The organism is Ferruginibacter sp. (assembly GCF_031430955.1).
Taxonomy (GTDB): Bacteria; Bacteroidota; Bacteroidia; order Chitinophagales; family Chitinophagaceae; genus Ferruginibacter.
In genome coordinates, this window is record NZ_JANPCM010000614.1 from 1 (window position 1) to 17,798 (window position 17,798).

A 17,798-nucleotide genomic window follows, 5' to 3' on the forward strand; every position below is an offset into this window, starting at 1 on the left:
ATTAAAAAAAACAGCTTGAAATGAAGTTCAAACTACGGACTTAAAAATTTTTAATATCAGGCATAGCACTGCTCCTGCTTGCTATTGTAATTATAATAGCCGTTTCCATATCTCAATCACAACAGGTAAACCGTACTGCTAAAATGGTGGAGCATACCCAGGAAGTTTTAATTATTTCCGAAAAATTACTTTCGTATGCCATTGATAATAATGAAACCGGCTCCCTTTTTTTAGCACTAGCCACATTGGAAATTAAGAGAGCAGGGTTATGGAAAAACTTAATTTATCCACTAATTCTAACTTTATAAGAGCTGTTATATCACATCTTATCATTTCTGACATAGACCTTTAAAGTAACTTCAATTTCTTTCTCATTCATATAATTTTTTTTATTAACTTACACAAAGGCGGCTATGTGTTATATTTATACGAACCTGCAGCTACCAACACCACTATATTTTTTAAACAAATAATTTTTTATGAAGTTCGGTCTTACAGGCGATGGACCTAAAAAATTAAAGAATATTCCTGAAGAAACATTGGAACGGATAACCGATGCTTTTGTGGGCCTGGATGAAAACTGGTGTTATACTTACATGAATAGAAAAGCCGGCGAAATTTTTGGCCGTAACCCTGTGGATATTATTGGTAAACATATCTGGACCGAATTTCCCGAAGGCATTGACCAGCCTTTTTATAAAGCCTATTACAAGGCAATGGCAGAACAGCAATACATTTACGTGGAAGAAAATTATGCACCCTATGATCTTTGGTTCGAAAATCATATTTATCCATCGCCTGATGGTTTATCTATTTTCTTCAGGGATATAACAGAAAAGAAGAAAGCAGCAGAAAGACTAAAAGAAAAAAATAATTTTATTGAAAGTATCATAAATGCATCGCCGGATATTATTTACATCTACGATATTGAGGAAAGAAAAAATATTTATGTAAATGATGGGATACAAATAAATCTTGGATATACTGATGATGATATCAAACAAATGGGGGATAAGGTGATACCAATGTTGATGCACCCTGAAGATTTTGATTACTATCTTGCTAACACTTATCCAAGATATGCAACTGCCATAGATAAAGAGAGCATTATACATGAATACAGGATGAGGGATAAAAAAGGGGATTGGCACTGGCTGAATTGCAAAGAGTCAATTTTTTTGCGAAAGCCCGATGGCACACCCAAACAAATATTTGGTATTACAAACGATATTACCGAACGCAAAAAAGCGGAAGAAGAAATTAAAAAAGAAAAAGAATTATCTGATAAGATTATCAACAGCCTGCCCGGTATATTTTATCTTTCCGATCAAACACCAAGGCTGCTGCGATGGAATAAGGCTTTAGAAAAAATTTCAGGATATACAAGCGAAGAATTAGAAAAAATTTTGCCGGGTAATTTATTTGATAAAGAAGATCATTCAGCATTTCGGCAGGCATTAAAAAAAACTTACAGTGATGGTTTGGCTGATCTGGAAGTGCAGCTGCTAACAAAATCCGGACAAAAAATCCCTTTCTATTTTACCGGTGTTGGTATAGAGTACCAGGGAAAACCAGCCATACTGGGAACAGGTATTGATATCAGCGAACGTAAAAAAGCCGAAGAAGGAATAAAAGAAAAATCTACCCAGCTGCAAACACTCAGCAACAATTTACCTGATACCATGATGTACCAGGTACTTCGTGAGGCGGATGGTACAATGAACTTCACTTATTTAAGTAAAACTGTAGAATTTTTTGCCTGCAAAACGCCTGAGGAAGTAATCCAAAATCATGCATTATTGTATCACATTATCTGGGAAGACGACAGGCGGGTAATTGCAGCGGCAGAAGAAGTTTCTTTCCGGAATATGTCGGTATTTAATGTTGAAGTCAGGTACAACAATTTATTGGGAGAGCAAGGTTGGCTGCATATCCGCTCCATACCCCGTAGGCTGGTTGATGGAAGAGTGATATGGGATGGAATAATGACTGATATTACCGAACGCAAAAAAGCAGTTGAGGAAATAACAAAGATTTATAAAGAAATGGATACAGCCCTTAACCGTATAACCGACAGCGTAATATCAGTTGACAGCGAATGGCAGTACACTTTCCTGAATGACGCAGCACTCACTACACATCCTATGAGCAAGGATGAAACCATGGGTAAATTAATATGGGATGTACATCCCGAACTTGGGGCATCTTTATTTGGGGGAAAATTTAAGGAGGCAATGCAAACACAGGTTGCAGTGGAATTTGAAAGCTACTATGCACCTTACAATATTTGGGTAAATATGAAAGTTTATCCTTCAAAGGATGGGTTGACATTATACTATGAAGATATCAGCGAACGTAAAAAAGCAGAGCAGTCAGTAAAAGATAGCGAAGAAAAATATCGTACACTGGTTGAGCAGGCATCCGATGCCATTTTTATAGCCAATGCTGCAGGCCGTTTTATTACAGTAAACACGAGTGCCTGTAAATTATCGCAATGTTCAGCAGAGGAATTATTACAGATGTCCATTTACGATTTTGCAATAATTGAAGATATTCAAAGAGAACCTTTTCATTTTGATGAATTGAAACAGGGCAAAACAGTAATTACGGAAAGAGTAATGAAAAGGAAAGATGGTGTAATACTTAATGTAGAGATTACGGCAAAGCTGCTTTCTGATGGCAGGTTGCTTACTTTTTTAAGGGATATCTCCGAGCGCATAAAAACCCAAAACGAAGTCATTAAAGAAAAAAACCTTTCCGATTCTATCATCAACAGTTTGCCGGGCATTTTTTATTTGTATAACGAAGAAGGTAAATTTTTAAGATGGAATAAAAATTTTGAAACAGTTTCGGGTTATACTAATGAAGAAATAAGCAAAATGCACCCGTTAGATTTTTTTGATGGTAGCGAAAAGGAATTAGTCAGTCAAAAAATCAACAATGTCTTTATTTCAGGAGCCGATAATGTGCTGGCTGATTTTCTGCTTAAAACAAAACAAAAAATCCCATATTACTTTACGGGCATTGCTATAGCTTATGAGGATAAGCCCTGTCTTATAGGAGTGGGTATTGATTTTTCGGAAAGGGTGAAAGCACAAGAGGAGATTAAACAAACTTCTGAAAAATTGCGGCAGCTTACAACCCATCTTCAAAAGATACGTGAAGAAGAGCGTAAAAGAATTGGCCGTGAAATTCATGATGAATTGGGGCAGCAACTTACTGCCATAAAAATGGACGTTGCATGGGTTAATAAAAAAATGCCGCATGGAAACGCAGACATTAAAATCAAATTAAAAAATGTAATAACACTGTTAGACGGGAGCAATCAATCTATAAGAAGGATATTGAGCGAACTGAGGCCAGGTATTTTAGATAACAATGGATTATTAGAAGCATTGGAATGGTTGAACAGGCAGTTTACTCTCAGCACAGGTATTCCTGTCGAGTTTACTGCCAATGAAACAGCAATAAAAATAACAGAAGAAATTACTACCTGCATTTTCAGGGTTTATCAGGAGGCGTTCACTAATATTACCCGGTATGCCAATGCAAAAAAAGTGGTTACTTCATTATCTATTGCTGATAATACTATTACAGTTGATATTGAGGATGACGGAAAAAGTTTTGATGCAGAGGCTGTAAAAACCAAAAAATCGTTCGGTATTTTAGGTATGAGGGAAAGGGTACTTTCGCTCAATGGAAAATTTAATTTAGTTGCTGTACCCGGAAAAGGAACAAAAATTATTATCCATATTCCTTTTTGAAGTTTAAAAAATTAAACTTGCATGTATATGAAAATTAAGCGAATTATTTTAGCCGATGACCATAGCTTTATACGTTTGGGGCTTATGCAGATATTGAAAGATGAATATCCGGATGCAGCAATAAAAGAAGTAAGCGATGGCGAATCACTCATTAAAGAAGTTATGTTACAGGATTGGGATCTGGTAATATCAGACCTTGATATGCCAGGCCGCAACGGCGTAGAAGCATTAGAACAAATTAAGTTGATAAAACCTGGTTTGCCAGTTTTAATTCTTAGTATTTATACAGATGAATTATATGCACTGAGGGTGCTTAAGGCCGGTGCTTCTGGCTATCTTAATAAAAATTCTGCCCCCGACGAATTAATAACTGCAATACAACGTATTACTTTAGGGAAAAAATATATTACACCGGATATTGCAGAAAAATTATTATCCGGGCCGGATACTGGGAAAAACCCACATGAATTACTGAGCAACAGAGAATTTGAAATTTTTAAATTATTGGCTCTGGGAAAAACGGTATCCCAAATTGCAAGAGAGCTTTCATTAGCTGTAACAACCGTCAGTACACATCGTGCCCGAATTATGGAAAAGCTCAACTTATCTACCAATCCCCAGCTTACCCGGTATGCCATTGCCCACCACATTATTTCTGATATAACTTTATAAAATACTTATACAACTTTATCCTTTGCCATCACGTATAGTATAACTACTACAGAGCGTTCTCTGCTACTTCTACTAAAATAAGGTTGCTGCTGCTATTTAATATTATTTGGCATTGCAGGTTCTTTGCAGTAAGAAATAAAACAATAAAAATGGTTGTTCTGGTTGTTGATAGCTCTGTACTGATAATTGAAAGGTTACAGCATATACTTTCAGAAGCAACAAAAGCTACAGCCGTGTATGGTGCTGTTTCTTATAAAGATGCCCTAAGGTTTTTAAAGAAAATTAAGATTGATGTGGTATTGTTAGATAGTGGTTTGCCAGGCAATACGGCGTTGAATTTATTAAATGAGATTAATGCAGCAGGTATAAAAACAACTGTTATTATGTTAACTTATAGTATTGATCATTATCTGGAGGAGAAATACAAATTGCTAGGTGCGGAACTCTTTTTTGATAAATACCACGATTTTGAAAAACTACCTTCTGTAATTAATAATATTACTGCGTATAAAAAATGAGAATAAACTGATGGAAAACGAAAAGCACTACAGAGATCTAATTCAAAATTTACCCGAAGCAATATATACCTGTGATGAAACCGGGGTTATTAAATTATATAATAAAGCAGCAGTTAATTTATGGGGCAGGGTGCCTGTTGAAGGTAAGGATTTATGGTGTGGCTCATGGAAAATATTTAATGCAAAGGGGGCCCATTTGCCATTTGATAAATACCCGATGGCTATTGCAGTAAAAGAAAGCAGGACTGTTTACGGAACTGAAATAGTAATACAGCGGCCCGATGGAAGCGTCAGGCATGTTAATCCTTACACCACTCCCTTGTTTAATGCAGAGGGGCGGTTAACCGGGGCGGTTAACATACTAAAGGAGGTTACACAAAAAGAAGATATACAAAAACAGGGCGAAGAAAAATATAAAACATTAATTGAGCAGGCAAGCGATGCTATACTTATTTATTCATTTGATGGAACTATTCATGAGTTTAATAAAAGCTGTTATACTTTATTGGGTTATTCACAGCAAGAATATGCCACACTGAAACTCAATGACATTCTTGTAGGTGATATTATTGTTAACCAGGCAAATTATACAGCAATACTTGCAGGGCATACTAAAACCCTTTACAGATATTTAAAAAGAAAAGACGGGACGCTTATAGAAACAGAAGTAACCGTAAAAATACTTGCAGATGGAAAAGCGATAGCTTTTGCCCGGGACATTACAGAACGTAAAAAAGCAGAGGAAGCAATCAAAAAAGAAAAAGAACTTTCCAATTCTATCATTAACAGTTTGCCAGGTGTATTTTACCTGTTAAATGAGAATTTAAAATTCCTGCGCTGGAACAAAAATTTAGAAACTGTTACCGGCTACAATGCTGACGAAATTGCTGGGATGCACCCACTCGATTTTTTTGATGATGATGAAAAAGGATCAATAACAGAAAAAATAACGAAAATATTTAAAGAAGGAGTAGTTTATGTGGAAGCTTCATTCTTGACAAAAGACTCAAAAAAAATTCCTTATTATTTAACAGGATATAAGATAGAAAATGATGGAAAAGTAGAGCTGATTGGTGTGGGTATTGATATTAAAGAGCGCAAAAAAGCAGAGAAGGATTTAGAGCAAATGAAGCAGGAGTTAATGGATCAGAAAATACAGGAACAGAAAAAAATTACCAGGGCAATTATAAAAGCCGAAGAAAAAGAGAGAAGGCATATAGGCGAAGAGCTGCATGATAATATTAACCAAATGCTGGCTGGGACAAAATTATACCTTTCTGCAGCTGGTAATAATAATAAAGAATTGAAAGAGCTGGTCCAATACCCAATAAGGTTGATCGAGGATACTATGAAGGAAATCAGGTTATTAACAAGTAAAGCTGTTACCCCAATACAAAATATAGATTTAAAAGAATTAGTTCAGTCACTTCTTGAGGCCCTGGATAAAACTAGCACTATAAAAACTCTTTTTACTTATAATGTAATAAATGATTTTAGTGATGATGATTTAAAATTAAATATTTACCGCATTATACAGGAACAGACAAACAATATTATAAAACATGCCGAAGCAGGCAATATTGAAATTTTAATAGAAGAAGGTAACAACATTATTAATATAGCTGTAACAGATGATGGCAATGGATTTGATGTTTGTAAAAAGAGAAAGGGTATTGGAATTTCCAACATAATAAACAGGGTGGAATCTTTTAATGGAAAGGCTGTTCTGAAAAGTTCTAAAGGAAAAGGTTGCGAACTGCAAATTAAAATACCCCTGATTTAACTGAAAAAGCTTGTGCATTTAAGACGGTGTACAGCATAAAAGTAATTTAATCAGAATCGAAATTATAAAAAATATAAACCTTGAAAAATCATTTTTTTTTAAACTCAAATCCACGAAAAACCGTTCAGGCAGTTTAATTAATTCCGGTTGTAATTAATTAGCGGGGCATATGCACTGCTGATTATTACGCCGGGTTAATTATAAATTCGCTCAAATGCCCCTTTATACTTTTCCATAATCACTTTTCTTTTCAGCTTTAATGTTGGGGTTAATTCGCCGCTGTCGATAGTCCATTCATGTGGCAGCAATTCAAATTTTTTAATTTGTTCTACATGATTAAAAAATTTATTGAAAGAGTCAATTAATTCTCTGTAAAGGTCTAATACTTTTGGATGATTAACAGCATCTTCAAAGGTGGTGAATATTATGCCTTTGTGCTGCATCCATTCTTTTAAATTAGGTACAGAGGGTACAATTAATGCACCCACAAATTTTTGTTCGGCACCCACAATCATCATCTGCTCCACAAAAGGACTTTCTTTCATTTTATTTTCAATAGGCTGTGGTGCTACATATTTACCACCACTTGTTTTAAACAATTCTTTTTTGCGGTCGGTAATTTTTAAATATTTACTCTCTTCAAAAACACCAATATCACCCGTATGCAGCCAGCCATCAATAATTGTTTCGGCAGTTAAGTCGGGGCGTTTGTAATAACCCATCATTACACTGGGGCCTTTAACACAAATTTCTCCATCGGCTTCTAACTTTACTTCCTGTCCTTCTATTACTAAACCAACCGTGCCAAATTTTGTTCCGCCTTTTCTTCGGCAGTTTACACTTATTACCGGGCTGTTTTCTGTAGGGCCATAGCCTTCGTAAATAGGAATTTGCGCTGCATTAAAAACCCTTAATAATCTTACCTGGCATGCAGCACCACCGGTAATAATACATTCAATATTACCGCCTAAACCTTCTCTCCATTTATTAAAAATAATTTTATTGGCCATGGCCAATTGCATATTATACCATGCGCCGCCACTTTTTAAATTATCATATTTACTGCCTAAATCTACTGCCCAGTCAAACAATTTTCTTTTTACACCGGTCAATGCAGCACCTTTCTCCATAATTTTTTCATACACTTTTTCCAACAACCTTGGTACAGTGGTAAATAAATTAGGTTTTACTTCTCTTAAATTTTCGGCAATGGTTTCTAAACTTTCGGCATAATAAATAGAAATACCGCTGGTGATGTAGATATAAGAAACCATACGCTCAAAAATATGATTGAGCGGTAAAAAACTTAATGCTTTCGCAGTGGGGTTGTCTTCAAAAGGGAAAGTATTTTTTGCATGAATAACATTGGTTACAATATTTTTGTGGCTGAGCATTACACCTTTGGGTGTGCCTGTAGTGCCCGAAGTGTAAATAATAGTAGCGCAATGCTCTGGTAAAATACCTGCTTTTACATCTTCTAATTTTACTAAATTTTCGGCAGTTACTACGTCGGTAATTTTTGTCCAGTAATCAACACCGGGCAATTCATCAAAACTGTAAATATTTTTAAGAGTGGGAACACGATCACGGATATTATTTACTTTATCCAAAATATCCTGACCGCTGATGAAAACATATTTTACTGAAGCATCGTTAAAAATAAACTCCAGCTCGTTAATATTTGTGGTAGGATAAATTGGGCAAAGTGCTGCACCAATTTGCTGGCAGGCCAGATCGAGCATTAACCACTCGGGCCTGTTTTTTGAAACCAGTGCAATTTTATCCTGGTTTTCTATCGTCATATCATTGCCGCTTACACCCAGTTGCAAAAGCCCGGCGCTTAATTTGTTTACCAAATTTTGTACTTCACCGGTACTGTACGTTTTCCATGCACCATTTTGTTTGGCGGCAAACATGTCGTTTTTTGGAAACCTGTTTAACTGGTAAGTAATGGAATCAAATATCCTGGAGTTATCATTCATAAGCAATCATTTAACCTTAAAAGTCCTGAAGCAATTTTTTTATTGGGGCAGTATAATAAAAATAACGGGGCAGTAAATTTTATTTACCCTGATTTTTCAATTTCTCATATTCTCTTTCTGCCATAGTATCGTTATCTGTTTTGTATGCTTTAATAAATTTTAAAACTAAGGCAATACCTAAACCAAACATTACCCAAAGTGGCCAGGGTGTTCCCCGGTTAAATCCATGCCTGCCCTGTGTAAAAAACCACACTGCCCAGCAAATAACAGAAATAACCACAAAGCTTATAAGACTATCCTGAAAACCGGCTCTTTGTTTGGCAAGCTTCCAGAGTTTTTCATCTTTTTGTTCTTCCATAAAAAAATATTTTGAAACAAGATAATGAAAAAAAATATTAAATCACTGTGGTGTTTTATGATAGAACTGCCCGGCGGGGATTTTAAATATCCTTCCTTTTTGAAAACGGTTGAGTTCGTTATATTCTGCGGCATTAATAGTGATCCAGTTTTGATAGGCCGGTAAATTTTGTGCTGCGGTAAATATCCATTGGTTGTAAGCTTCAAACATACCTTCCTGCAAAAGCTGGCGTTGCAATTCAAAAAGTTTAAAAGGGAATTTATTTCCAAAATCATTAAACCAGTCTAATATAAAACGGGTTCTTATCATGGTAAGTGATGCAGTATTAATACCGCTTGATGCCAGGGCACTCTGCTTATTCATCGTTTGTAAAAAAGCCTGAACAAAACTATTTTTTTCGGTATTATTTTTTTCAAGATCAGCATCAGCAAATAATTTTTTATAACTCTCTAATAAAATATTTTTTATTTCAGGAGCAGCAGGGCTTGAAGGCTCGATGTTTAAAAATATTTCGCCATACAAAATGCCCCATGTTTTATCGGTAGTAAAATAATAATGTTTGCAGGCGTTGTAATAATTTTTTGAAAAGCCGGGGTCGGTTTCAATTCCTTTTTCCCATTGCTTAATGGCACTGTAATCTTTTTGTGCCCACAGCAATTCACCTAGCTCATTATATAAAGCGCCACTGTTAGGAAATTGCTTTAATCCCCTGCGGTAAACTTTTTCACATTCTTTAGGATTATCTAATGCCAGGTAAATATCACCGGCAATTTGAAAACACTGGTCATCAGCGTCGGGCCTCTCTAAAATAGGCTTGTAAATTTCCAGCGCTTTATTATACTCTTTGGCAAAATAATAATTGAGGCCGAGGTCTTTTGCAATTTCAATATTTTTTTCATCCAGCTTTACAGCCCTGTTTAAAACTAAAATGGCATTAGCATAATCTCCCTGGCGCATAAACTCCCGGGCAGTTTGGTGCAGCTGTACGGCATCCTGTGCTGTGGCTGTAAATGCAACAAATAAAATTACAATAGAAACAAAAAGGTTCTTCATCATTTATTAAAGTTATGGCTAAAATAAATACACAAAAAGTTAATGAATAAATCAGGCTTCTGCACCATCAATTAAATGTGTAAGCAACCCATCTCTTAATTTAGGTTCAAACCAGGTGCTTTTTGGCGGCATTACATTGCCACTGTCTGCAATATCAAACAACTGCTGAATGGTTACAGGGTGCAAACTGAATGCCACACCCATTTCGCCGCTGTTTACTCTTTTTTCCAGTTCGTTTAATCCACGTATGCCGCCAACAAAATCAATTCGTTTATCGGTACGCTGGTCTTTAATATTTAAAATGGGGTCGAGTATATTATTGCTCAATATGCTGATATCTAAAATACCAATAGGATCCTGAGTGTATGTGTTTTCTTTTGCTGTTAATTTATACCATTGATTATTTAAATACATACCAAACTCATGCAGTTGTGCAGGTGCCAGTGCTTCATTTATTTTTTCTGCAGAGAAATTTACTTTTATTTTTTGTAAAAATTCTTCTTCTGTTAAACCATTTAAATCTTTTACCACACGGTTATAATCCATAATGTGCAGCTGATTGGAGGGAAACAAAGTAGTTAAAAAATAATCGGCACCTTCCATTGCAGTATGGCCTAAAGCCTTTCGCACTTTGGCCGCCGAAGCAGCACGGTGATGCCCGTCGGCAATATAACTTACCGGCACTTCTGTTTTAAATAATTCGGTAACACGGGTAATAGTATTGGCATCATTAATCGTCCAGATGCTGTGTTGTATATTATCATCTGCAATAAAATCATATACCGGGCTGCGATCATTTTTCCAGTCGCTTATTAATGTATCAATTACATCAACATTTTTATACGCTAAAAAAACATTGCCTGTTTGTGCGCCTGTAGTTTTAATATGATTAATCCTGTCCTGCTCTTTTTCGGGCCGGGTAAATTCGTGTTTTTTTATTAAGTCGTTTTCATAATCATCTACACTGCTGCCGCAAACCAAACCGGTTTGGCTTTTACCATTCATAATGAGCTGGTAAATATAATAGCAGGGTTTACTTTCTCTGAATAAAATATTGCGGCTGGTAAAGGCATCTAAATTTTGCTTTGCGGTGTCATAAACTTTTTGAGCATGAATATCCACATCTTCGGGCAAATCAATTTCGCTTTTGGTGATGTGTAAAAAACTGGCCGGGTTACCCTGTGCTTCTATCTTTGCTTCTTTACTGTTTAATACATCGTAAGGGCGGCTGGCTACCTGCTTTGCAAATTGTGCTTCGGGCCTCAAAGCTTTAAATGGCGCTATTGTTATCATTATTATTAACTGTTAGGGAAGAGTAAAATTAGTGTATTTATCGTTGATGAGTTTAAAATGCTGTTTGTTGGTTTTGCTGCAATGTTTTAGCAATAATCTCATTCCATTTCTCCTGGTTTTGCCGGTTTTTACTGTGGTCGGTTTCTTCATCATATTTTACCTGCATTTCATGATATTTTTTCATGATGCCTGTAAAAATTGATTGTACCTTTTCGTTTAAACCAGCTTTAAAAAAGACGGCATTGTTAATGGCGTTAATAAATTCTTTTTGGCAAATTAAGCCAATGTCAAAATGGCCCTGTTCATGTTTTAATAAACCGGGGGTTTGCGTCCCTTCTTTTACCCACGACTTATTTTCATTAAACATAAGTGTTGCCGAAAATCCTTTAAGTTTTATAGTATCACCAATAAAATCAACCCCTTTAAAACTGTAGTTTAATCCCCAGTACGTGTTGGCCTGGTAGCGAGAATTTTTATCGGGCTTGCCGCTAAAATCATCCCAGGTAAGTAAACGGTATTTGTTGCTGCCATTAATAATTACATCCTGGCAAAATATATTTTCAAAAAAAGCAACAGCAAAAAGCAAACAAATAATTTTTTTCATAAATAAATATTATCCATTTTTTGCTGTAAAATCTTTCATTATCTGCACCAAAACTTCTACACTGCTTAATGGTAATGCATTATATAAAGATGCCCTGAAGCCACCGGATAAACGATGGCCTTTAATACCCACAATGCCATTTTGTTTTGCAAAGCTTAAAAAAGATTCTTCCAATGCAGGGTTATGCATAACAAAGCAAACATTCATTTTACTTCTGTCGTCGTGGGCAATAGTTCCTTTAAATAATGGGTTGTTATCAATTTCGTTGTACAGCATGGCAGCTTTAGCATCATTAATTTTTTCAATTGCGGCCACGCCACCCTGTGCTTTTAGCCAGCGTAAAGTAAGCATGCAAACATACACTGCAAACACTGGCGGGGTATTTAACATACTGCTTTCTTTAATATGGTTGCGGTAATCCATTATGGTGGGGATAGCACGTTTTACTTTGCCTAAAATATTTTTATTTATCACCACTACATTTACACCTGCGGCTCCAATATTTTTTTGTGCACCGGCATAAATTAATCCAAAGCTGTTAAAATCCATGGTGCGGCTTAAAATATCGCTGCTCATATCGGCCACTAAAACATTACTGGTATTGGGTATTTTTTGCCACTGGCTGCCGTAAATGGTATTATTAGTTGTAATGTGAAAATACTTTGCATCGTTAGGTACGGCAAAATCTTTTGGTATGCTGGTATAATTATTTTCTTTACCGCTGCAAACAATTTCTGCCTTACCAAAAAGTTTGGCTTCTTTAATGGCTTTGCTGCTCCATACGCCGGTATCGGAATATGCGGCGGTTTCTTTGTCGTCCAGCAAATTCATAGGCACCTGCATAAATTGTGTACTGGCACCACCATGCAAAAACAATACTTCATGGTCGTTATCTAACTGCATTAATGCTGCAAGCAAAGCCCTTGCCTCATCCATTACTGCCTGAAATGTGGGGGTGCGATGACCTAATTCTAAAATGGATAAACCGGTATCGTTATAATCTAATATTGCCTGAGAAGCTTCTTCAAAAACTGTTTTTGGTAAAATAGACGGGCCTGCGTTAAAATTGTGTACCACTTGTATTCTTATATTTATTGATCAGATAATTGTGAGTTGCAAAAATAACAAAACTGAAAAGAAGATAAATTTGAAATATTAATAAAATGTACTTAATCCCCCATAAATATTCTCCATTTTATCTTTAGGAACAGGGCTACTCTTCCTTTCCAATCATTTTGCCCCCAGCTTTCCATCTTATATTCAACTCTTCAAATTCTTTTACATCCTGCTCACTAAATTTTTGATTAACCAAATTTTTTAAATCGGGCTGGCCGGCATTTACCCATGCGGTGTACCAAAAACTTGCTATGCAAAAAATTGATTGACGCATCCTTCTTTCTATCATGCCATCTAATTTTTTATTAAAAGCAATTGTAAATGCAGCGGAGTATTGCCTTACCGTTTTTCCATTTCTTTCTTCAAAAGAATATTTTTTATCATCACTAAATTGTTTGCTCAGGTCACGTTCAAAATTTAATACACTGTCGCTGCCCTTGGCACTTTCTAAAATACGTTTCCAAATAAAATCGCCGGCATTTTTTATATATTCGGCTTTGCCAATAAAAAAATCAAATTCTTTTTCTGCCAGCAATTCAGGTACACGGCTTTCCCAAAAACCATGTATGCCACGCTGGTTGGTGTATTGCCCGTTGTGGTTGCTGTTGGCGTGTAAGGGTACATGTGCATCGCCAATGTAATGGCCAATTTCTGCACTGGTCTTCATTATTTTACTAAATTTTTTTTCTTTAAATGCAGCAGTTAGCCTTGCAAGCATAGTTTGTATATGCCAGGGAACAATACCAAATTTATTCAGTGAGTCTTCACCAAATTTTGCAACTGCATCATTCCATTTACGGGGTAAACTGTCGTAAGGGTATTTGCCGTAATGATCAATATCAATATAATGTCTTGGGCCTTCTTCTGGTACTGCATATCTTCTTTTATCAGGGTCAACAGCATGTTCACTTAAAAAAATAATATTGGGTTTGTATAACACCATCATCTCCGGAGGTAATAAAAAAACGGCGTAGTAATTTATTTTTTGATGAGCATAAAAGCCCCAGCAAAAAGAATGCAAACAGGCAATAAGCAAAAGGCAAATAAGCAAAAGGCAACGAAAAAATATTTTCATCTTGTTCGATTGATATTTTAAATTTACTGCATTTCCTTAATTCCAAATTCCCAATTCCTTACACACTACCTTCATCCACATCAGTAATTCCGCCACTCACTGCAAACTTCATAGTTTGTGCGGCACTAATATTTGTAATGGTTTTTACCCTTGTTTTAGGAATTACATAAACATTACCGGCAACCGAATAAGCCATCGGGATATAAACTGTAACATAATCTTTTAAACCAAACTCTTCCATATCCTCTCTTGTAATAAATCCAAAACGCCATACATCGTTATCATCTACATTGGCTAAAACATTTTTGGTAAACTTTTTTTTATCTCCTGCAAAAGCTTCAAAAAAATCACGGGTGGTAGAGTAAACATATTTTATGCCAGGTGTTTTCTCCAATATCCTGTCTACAAAACTTACCACACGGCCAGTAATAAAAAAAGAACTGAAATATCCAATTATTACAAGTGCAGCTATTATTATTAAAAAACCAATGCCATAATTTTGCACTTTTACATTGCCCTGTACATCTTTGTAAGTAAAAATGGGTAATAAATTATCTATTGAAGTAACTACCCAAAAAATAGCATAAGCCGTAATGGCAATTGGTGCCAGTATTAATAAACCCTGTAAAAAATACTGTAAAAACTTGCGGTAATTAAAACGCTTTTTCATTTTGTATGTGTTTTATCTATCAAAGATAATTGAATGAATGGCCATTTTTTAAATGCCATGTTTACCGTATTAATAGCCGCCAACATTAAAAAAATTGTTACGAATGGCAAAAAAAACTGATGGAAACTTTGGCAACTAAAAAAGTTTCCATAGTTTTGCTCTTGATTTAATAAAAAGAAAAGTGAAAGACAGAATTAAACAAAAAGCACACGACCTGTTTATGCAATTTGGCGTAAGATCCGTTACTATGGATGAAATTGCTGTACAAATGGGGGCTTCTAAAAAAACAATTTACCACTATTACGCCGATAAGGATGAACTGGTGGATGCGGTAATGGTGGACATCATAAACCACAACCAGGATTGCTGCATGAAGGACAAATCATCTGCCAAAGATGCCATTCATGAAGTTTTTTTAGCAATGGATATGATGCAGGAAATGTTTCAAAACATGAACCCTGGTATTTTGTTTGAACTGGAAAAATATTATCCCAAATCCTTTGAAAAATTTAAGCAGCATAAATACACTTTTCTGTTTAAAGTATTGAAAGAAAATCTGGAATGGGGAATTACAGATGAATTATACCGCAATGACATTAATATAGATATATTAATTAAAGCAAGACTTGAAACTATAATGCTGCCGTTTAACCAACTGATATTTCCTAAAACCAAATACAATATGGTAACGGTGCAAACCACATTAACCATCCATTTTTTATTTAGTTTGGCTACAATAAAAGGGCATAAGTTAATTACAAAATATCAACAAGACAGAACAAAAAATACGAACACTAATGAAAAAATTTTGGCTTAATAGTACTGCTGTAATAAGTTTGGTATTATTATCTGCCGGTGCAAATGCACAGCAGAAAAATGAATTTAGCGTAAAACAGGCGGTAGACTACGCCATGAAGAATGCAACCCAGGTTAAAAATGCTTTACTGGATGTGAAGGTACAGGAGCAGGTAAACAGGCAAATAACAGCGGCAGCATATCCGCAGGTAAATGCAAGTACAGGGTTTACTCATTATCCAAATATTGCAGTTCAATCTTTACCCAACTTTATTAGCCCGGCAACTTACCAGGTATTGGTAGACGAAGCAGTAAAAAACGGCGCAGGTAACACTATTACTTTTCCTGCCGGCGGTTTTGGTAATATACAGGCACAGTTTGGTGTGCCATGGGTTGCAAATGCAGGCGTGGATGTAAGCCAGTTACTTTTTGACGGGCAGGTTTTTGTGGGCTTAATGGCAAGAGGCGTTGTATTGGATTATTATAAAAAAATAACAGAAGTTACACAAGAGCAGATAAAAGCCAACGTGATGAAAATTTATTACCAGCTGGTAGTGGGTAAAAGTCAACTGGCCTCATTAGATGCCAACATAGAAAGGTTTGACAAGCTGCTTAATGACACCAAAGAAATTTATAAAAATGGATTTGCCGAAAAATTAGATGTGGATAAAGTGATGGTGCAGCTAAATAATATTAAAACAGAAAAAGAAAAGATTGTAAATTCTATAACAGCAGGCAATAGTGGTTTAAAGTTTCTTTTAGGCATGCCTCAAAAAGAAGAGTTGGTTTTAGTGGATACATTAAGCGAAGCAGAATTAAAAGACAATATTCTTAACGGAGCTTATGATTACAAAGACAGGAAAGAATTTCAGTTGTTAAGTGTAGCCGAAAAATTGGGGACTTATAATATCCGCCGTTATAAATTAAGCAAGTTGCCTACCGTTGCAGCATTTGGCAGTTACAGTAAAAATGCACAACGAAGTAAATTTAATTTTTTTAATAACGATGAATGGTTTACTACATCTTTAGTTGGCGTTAAAATTTCTCTACCGCTTTTTGACGGGTTCAAAAAAAATGCCCTTATCCAGCAAAGCAGGTACGAACTGCAAAAAACACAAAATAACATTGAACAGTTAAAACAAAATATTGATTATGATGTTGAGCAAAGCCGTATAAAAATGACGAGTGCATTGCTAACCATGGATAATCAAAAACAAAATGTTACACTGGCCGAAAATGTATATAACACAACCAAAAAAAAATACGAACAGGGTCTTGGCAGCAACCAGGAAATATATAATGCACAAACAGAATTAAAAGTGGCACAAACCAATTACTACAGCAGTTTGTACGATGCCATCACTGCAAAAATTGACTGGCTGAAAGCTGCAGGCAAATTATAAACAACAAACATTAAGTATCAAAACTAATATATGAAACAGATAAAAACATTTGGATTAATTATTACAGCAGCTATTATTTTATTAAGCTGCGGCAGCAGTAAAAAAGATGGCGAAGCTGCAATAAATGATATTAAAGCCAAATTAGAAAAAGAGAAAAAAGAAAAAGCAACCAACGAAGCCGACATTAAAAAGTTGGAGGCCGATCTTTTACGATTGGATACCAACACAGCCAATGCCGCTAAAATAAAATTGGTAAGTGTAATGGCGGTTACGGCACAAAAGTTTGAACACTTTATCGATTTGCAGGGCAGGGTGGATGCTGAAAATATTTCTTACATATCGCCACGTATGGGGCCTGCACAGGTAAAAGCAGTTTATGTAAAACAGGGACAGTCTGTAAGGAAAGGTCAATTATTATTAAAACTTGATGATGCAATAGTAAAGCAACAGGTTGTAGCATCACGCCAGCAAATGGAAGGAATAAAAACACAATTGAACTACGCTAAAAATATTTATCAGCGCCAAAAAAATCTTTGGGATCAGGGCATTGGTACCGAAGTGCAGTTAATATCAGCTAAAACAAATGTGGAGAGTTTGGAAAATCAATTAAAATCTGCAGGGGAACAGGTGAAGGTATCTGTGGAGCAAATGAATACTTCTAATGTATATAGTGATGTTAATGGTATTGCAGATGCGGTAAATATAAAAGTAG

General features: G+C 35.7%; 16 protein-coding genes. 8 read left to right on the plus strand and 8 right to left on the minus strand.

All coding sequences use genetic code 11. The features are described 5' to 3' along the window. The first annotated feature begins 143 nt into the window (after window positions 1–143). From ACY65O_RS17365 to ACY65O_RS17385, 5 genes are all read left to right on the plus strand, one after another. Window positions 144–308 (plus strand): hypothetical protein, encoded by a 165-nt coding sequence (locus ACY65O_RS17365; RefSeq protein WP_462222125.1) that lies wholly within the window; start codon window positions 144–146, stop codon window positions 306–308. 171 nt (window positions 309–479) lie between these two features. After that, entirely contained in the window at window positions 480–3,764 is a 3,285-nt protein-coding gene (locus tag ACY65O_RS17370) for a sensor histidine kinase (protein ID WP_462222126.1), read from the plus strand. 27 nt (window positions 3,765–3,791) lie between these two features. After that, window positions 3,792–4,436, plus strand: coding sequence for a response regulator (locus ACY65O_RS17375; protein ID WP_462222127.1), 645 nt, complete (start codon window positions 3,792–3,794; stop codon window positions 4,434–4,436). Window positions 4,437–4,585: 149 nt separating this feature from the next. Continuing rightward, a complete protein-coding gene (locus ACY65O_RS17380; protein WP_462222128.1) occupies window positions 4,586–4,954 on the plus strand; it encodes a response regulator in 369 nt (122 codons plus the stop codon). 10 nt (window positions 4,955–4,964) lie between these two features. Further along, window positions 4,965–6,737 (plus strand): PAS domain-containing sensor histidine kinase, encoded by a 1,773-nt coding sequence (locus ACY65O_RS17385; protein WP_462222129.1) that lies wholly within the window; start codon window positions 4,965–4,967, stop codon window positions 6,735–6,737. Window positions 6,738–6,931: 194 nt separating this feature from the next. On the opposite strand, the gene ACY65O_RS17390 is transcribed toward ACY65O_RS17385, so the two are convergent. The 8 genes from ACY65O_RS17390 to ACY65O_RS17425 form a co-directional block, all read right to left on the minus strand. After that, complete coding sequence (locus ACY65O_RS17390) at window positions 6,932–8,719, minus strand: AMP-dependent synthetase/ligase (RefSeq protein WP_462222130.1); 1,788 nt, start codon at window positions 8,717–8,719, stop codon at window positions 6,932–6,934. A gap of 79 nt (window positions 8,720–8,798) precedes the next feature. Next, the gene (locus tag ACY65O_RS17395) at window positions 8,799–9,077 is read right to left on the minus strand and encodes a 2TM domain-containing protein (RefSeq protein ID WP_462222131.1); all 279 of its coding nucleotides are present in this window, start codon (window positions 9,075–9,077) and stop codon (window positions 8,799–8,801) included. Between the two features lie 42 nt (window positions 9,078–9,119). Then, entirely contained in the window at window positions 9,120–10,133 is a 1,014-nt protein-coding gene (locus ACY65O_RS17400) for a tetratricopeptide repeat protein (RefSeq protein WP_462222132.1), read from the minus strand. A gap of 48 nt (window positions 10,134–10,181) precedes the next feature. Then, the gene (locus ACY65O_RS17405) at window positions 10,182–11,423 is read right to left on the minus strand and encodes a DUF1015 domain-containing protein (RefSeq protein ID WP_462222133.1); all 1,242 of its coding nucleotides are present in this window, start codon (window positions 11,421–11,423) and stop codon (window positions 10,182–10,184) included. A gap of 52 nt (window positions 11,424–11,475) precedes the next feature. Then, entirely contained in the window at window positions 11,476–12,027 is a 552-nt protein-coding gene (locus ACY65O_RS17410; RefSeq protein WP_462222134.1) for a DUF922 domain-containing protein, read from the minus strand. A 9-nt stretch (window positions 12,028–12,036) separates the two neighbouring features. Beyond that, window positions 12,037–13,104, minus strand: a complete 1,068-nt coding sequence (gene serC / locus ACY65O_RS17415) for a 3-phosphoserine/phosphohydroxythreonine transaminase (RefSeq protein ID WP_462222135.1) — start codon at window positions 13,102–13,104, stop codon at window positions 12,037–12,039. A 136-nt stretch (window positions 13,105–13,240) separates the two neighbouring features. Then, complete coding sequence (locus tag ACY65O_RS17420) at window positions 13,241–14,218, minus strand: zinc dependent phospholipase C family protein (RefSeq protein ID WP_462222136.1); 978 nt, start codon at window positions 14,216–14,218, stop codon at window positions 13,241–13,243. Window positions 14,219–14,276: 58 nt separating this feature from the next. Further along, entirely contained in the window at window positions 14,277–14,888 is a 612-nt protein-coding gene (locus ACY65O_RS17425) for a DUF502 domain-containing protein (RefSeq protein WP_462222137.1), read from the minus strand. Window positions 14,889–15,069: 181 nt separating this feature from the next. Here ACY65O_RS17425 and ACY65O_RS17430 point away from each other — a divergent pair, with 181 nt between their 5' ends. The 3 genes from ACY65O_RS17430 to ACY65O_RS17440 form a co-directional block, all read left to right on the plus strand. Continuing rightward, complete coding sequence (locus ACY65O_RS17430) at window positions 15,070–15,705, plus strand: TetR/AcrR family transcriptional regulator (protein WP_462222138.1); 636 nt, start codon at window positions 15,070–15,072, stop codon at window positions 15,703–15,705. Beyond that, on the plus strand, window positions 15,686–17,086 hold the full coding sequence (locus tag ACY65O_RS17435) for a TolC family protein (RefSeq protein WP_462222139.1): 1,401 nt from the start codon (window positions 15,686–15,688) through the stop codon (window positions 17,084–17,086). Before ACY65O_RS17430 ends, ACY65O_RS17435 begins: the two co-directional genes overlap by 20 nt. Before the next feature lie 30 nt (window positions 17,087–17,116). Then, window positions 17,117–17,798: efflux RND transporter periplasmic adaptor subunit (locus ACY65O_RS17440; protein WP_462222140.1), on the plus strand; the 682-nt coding region annotated here is incomplete at its 3' end.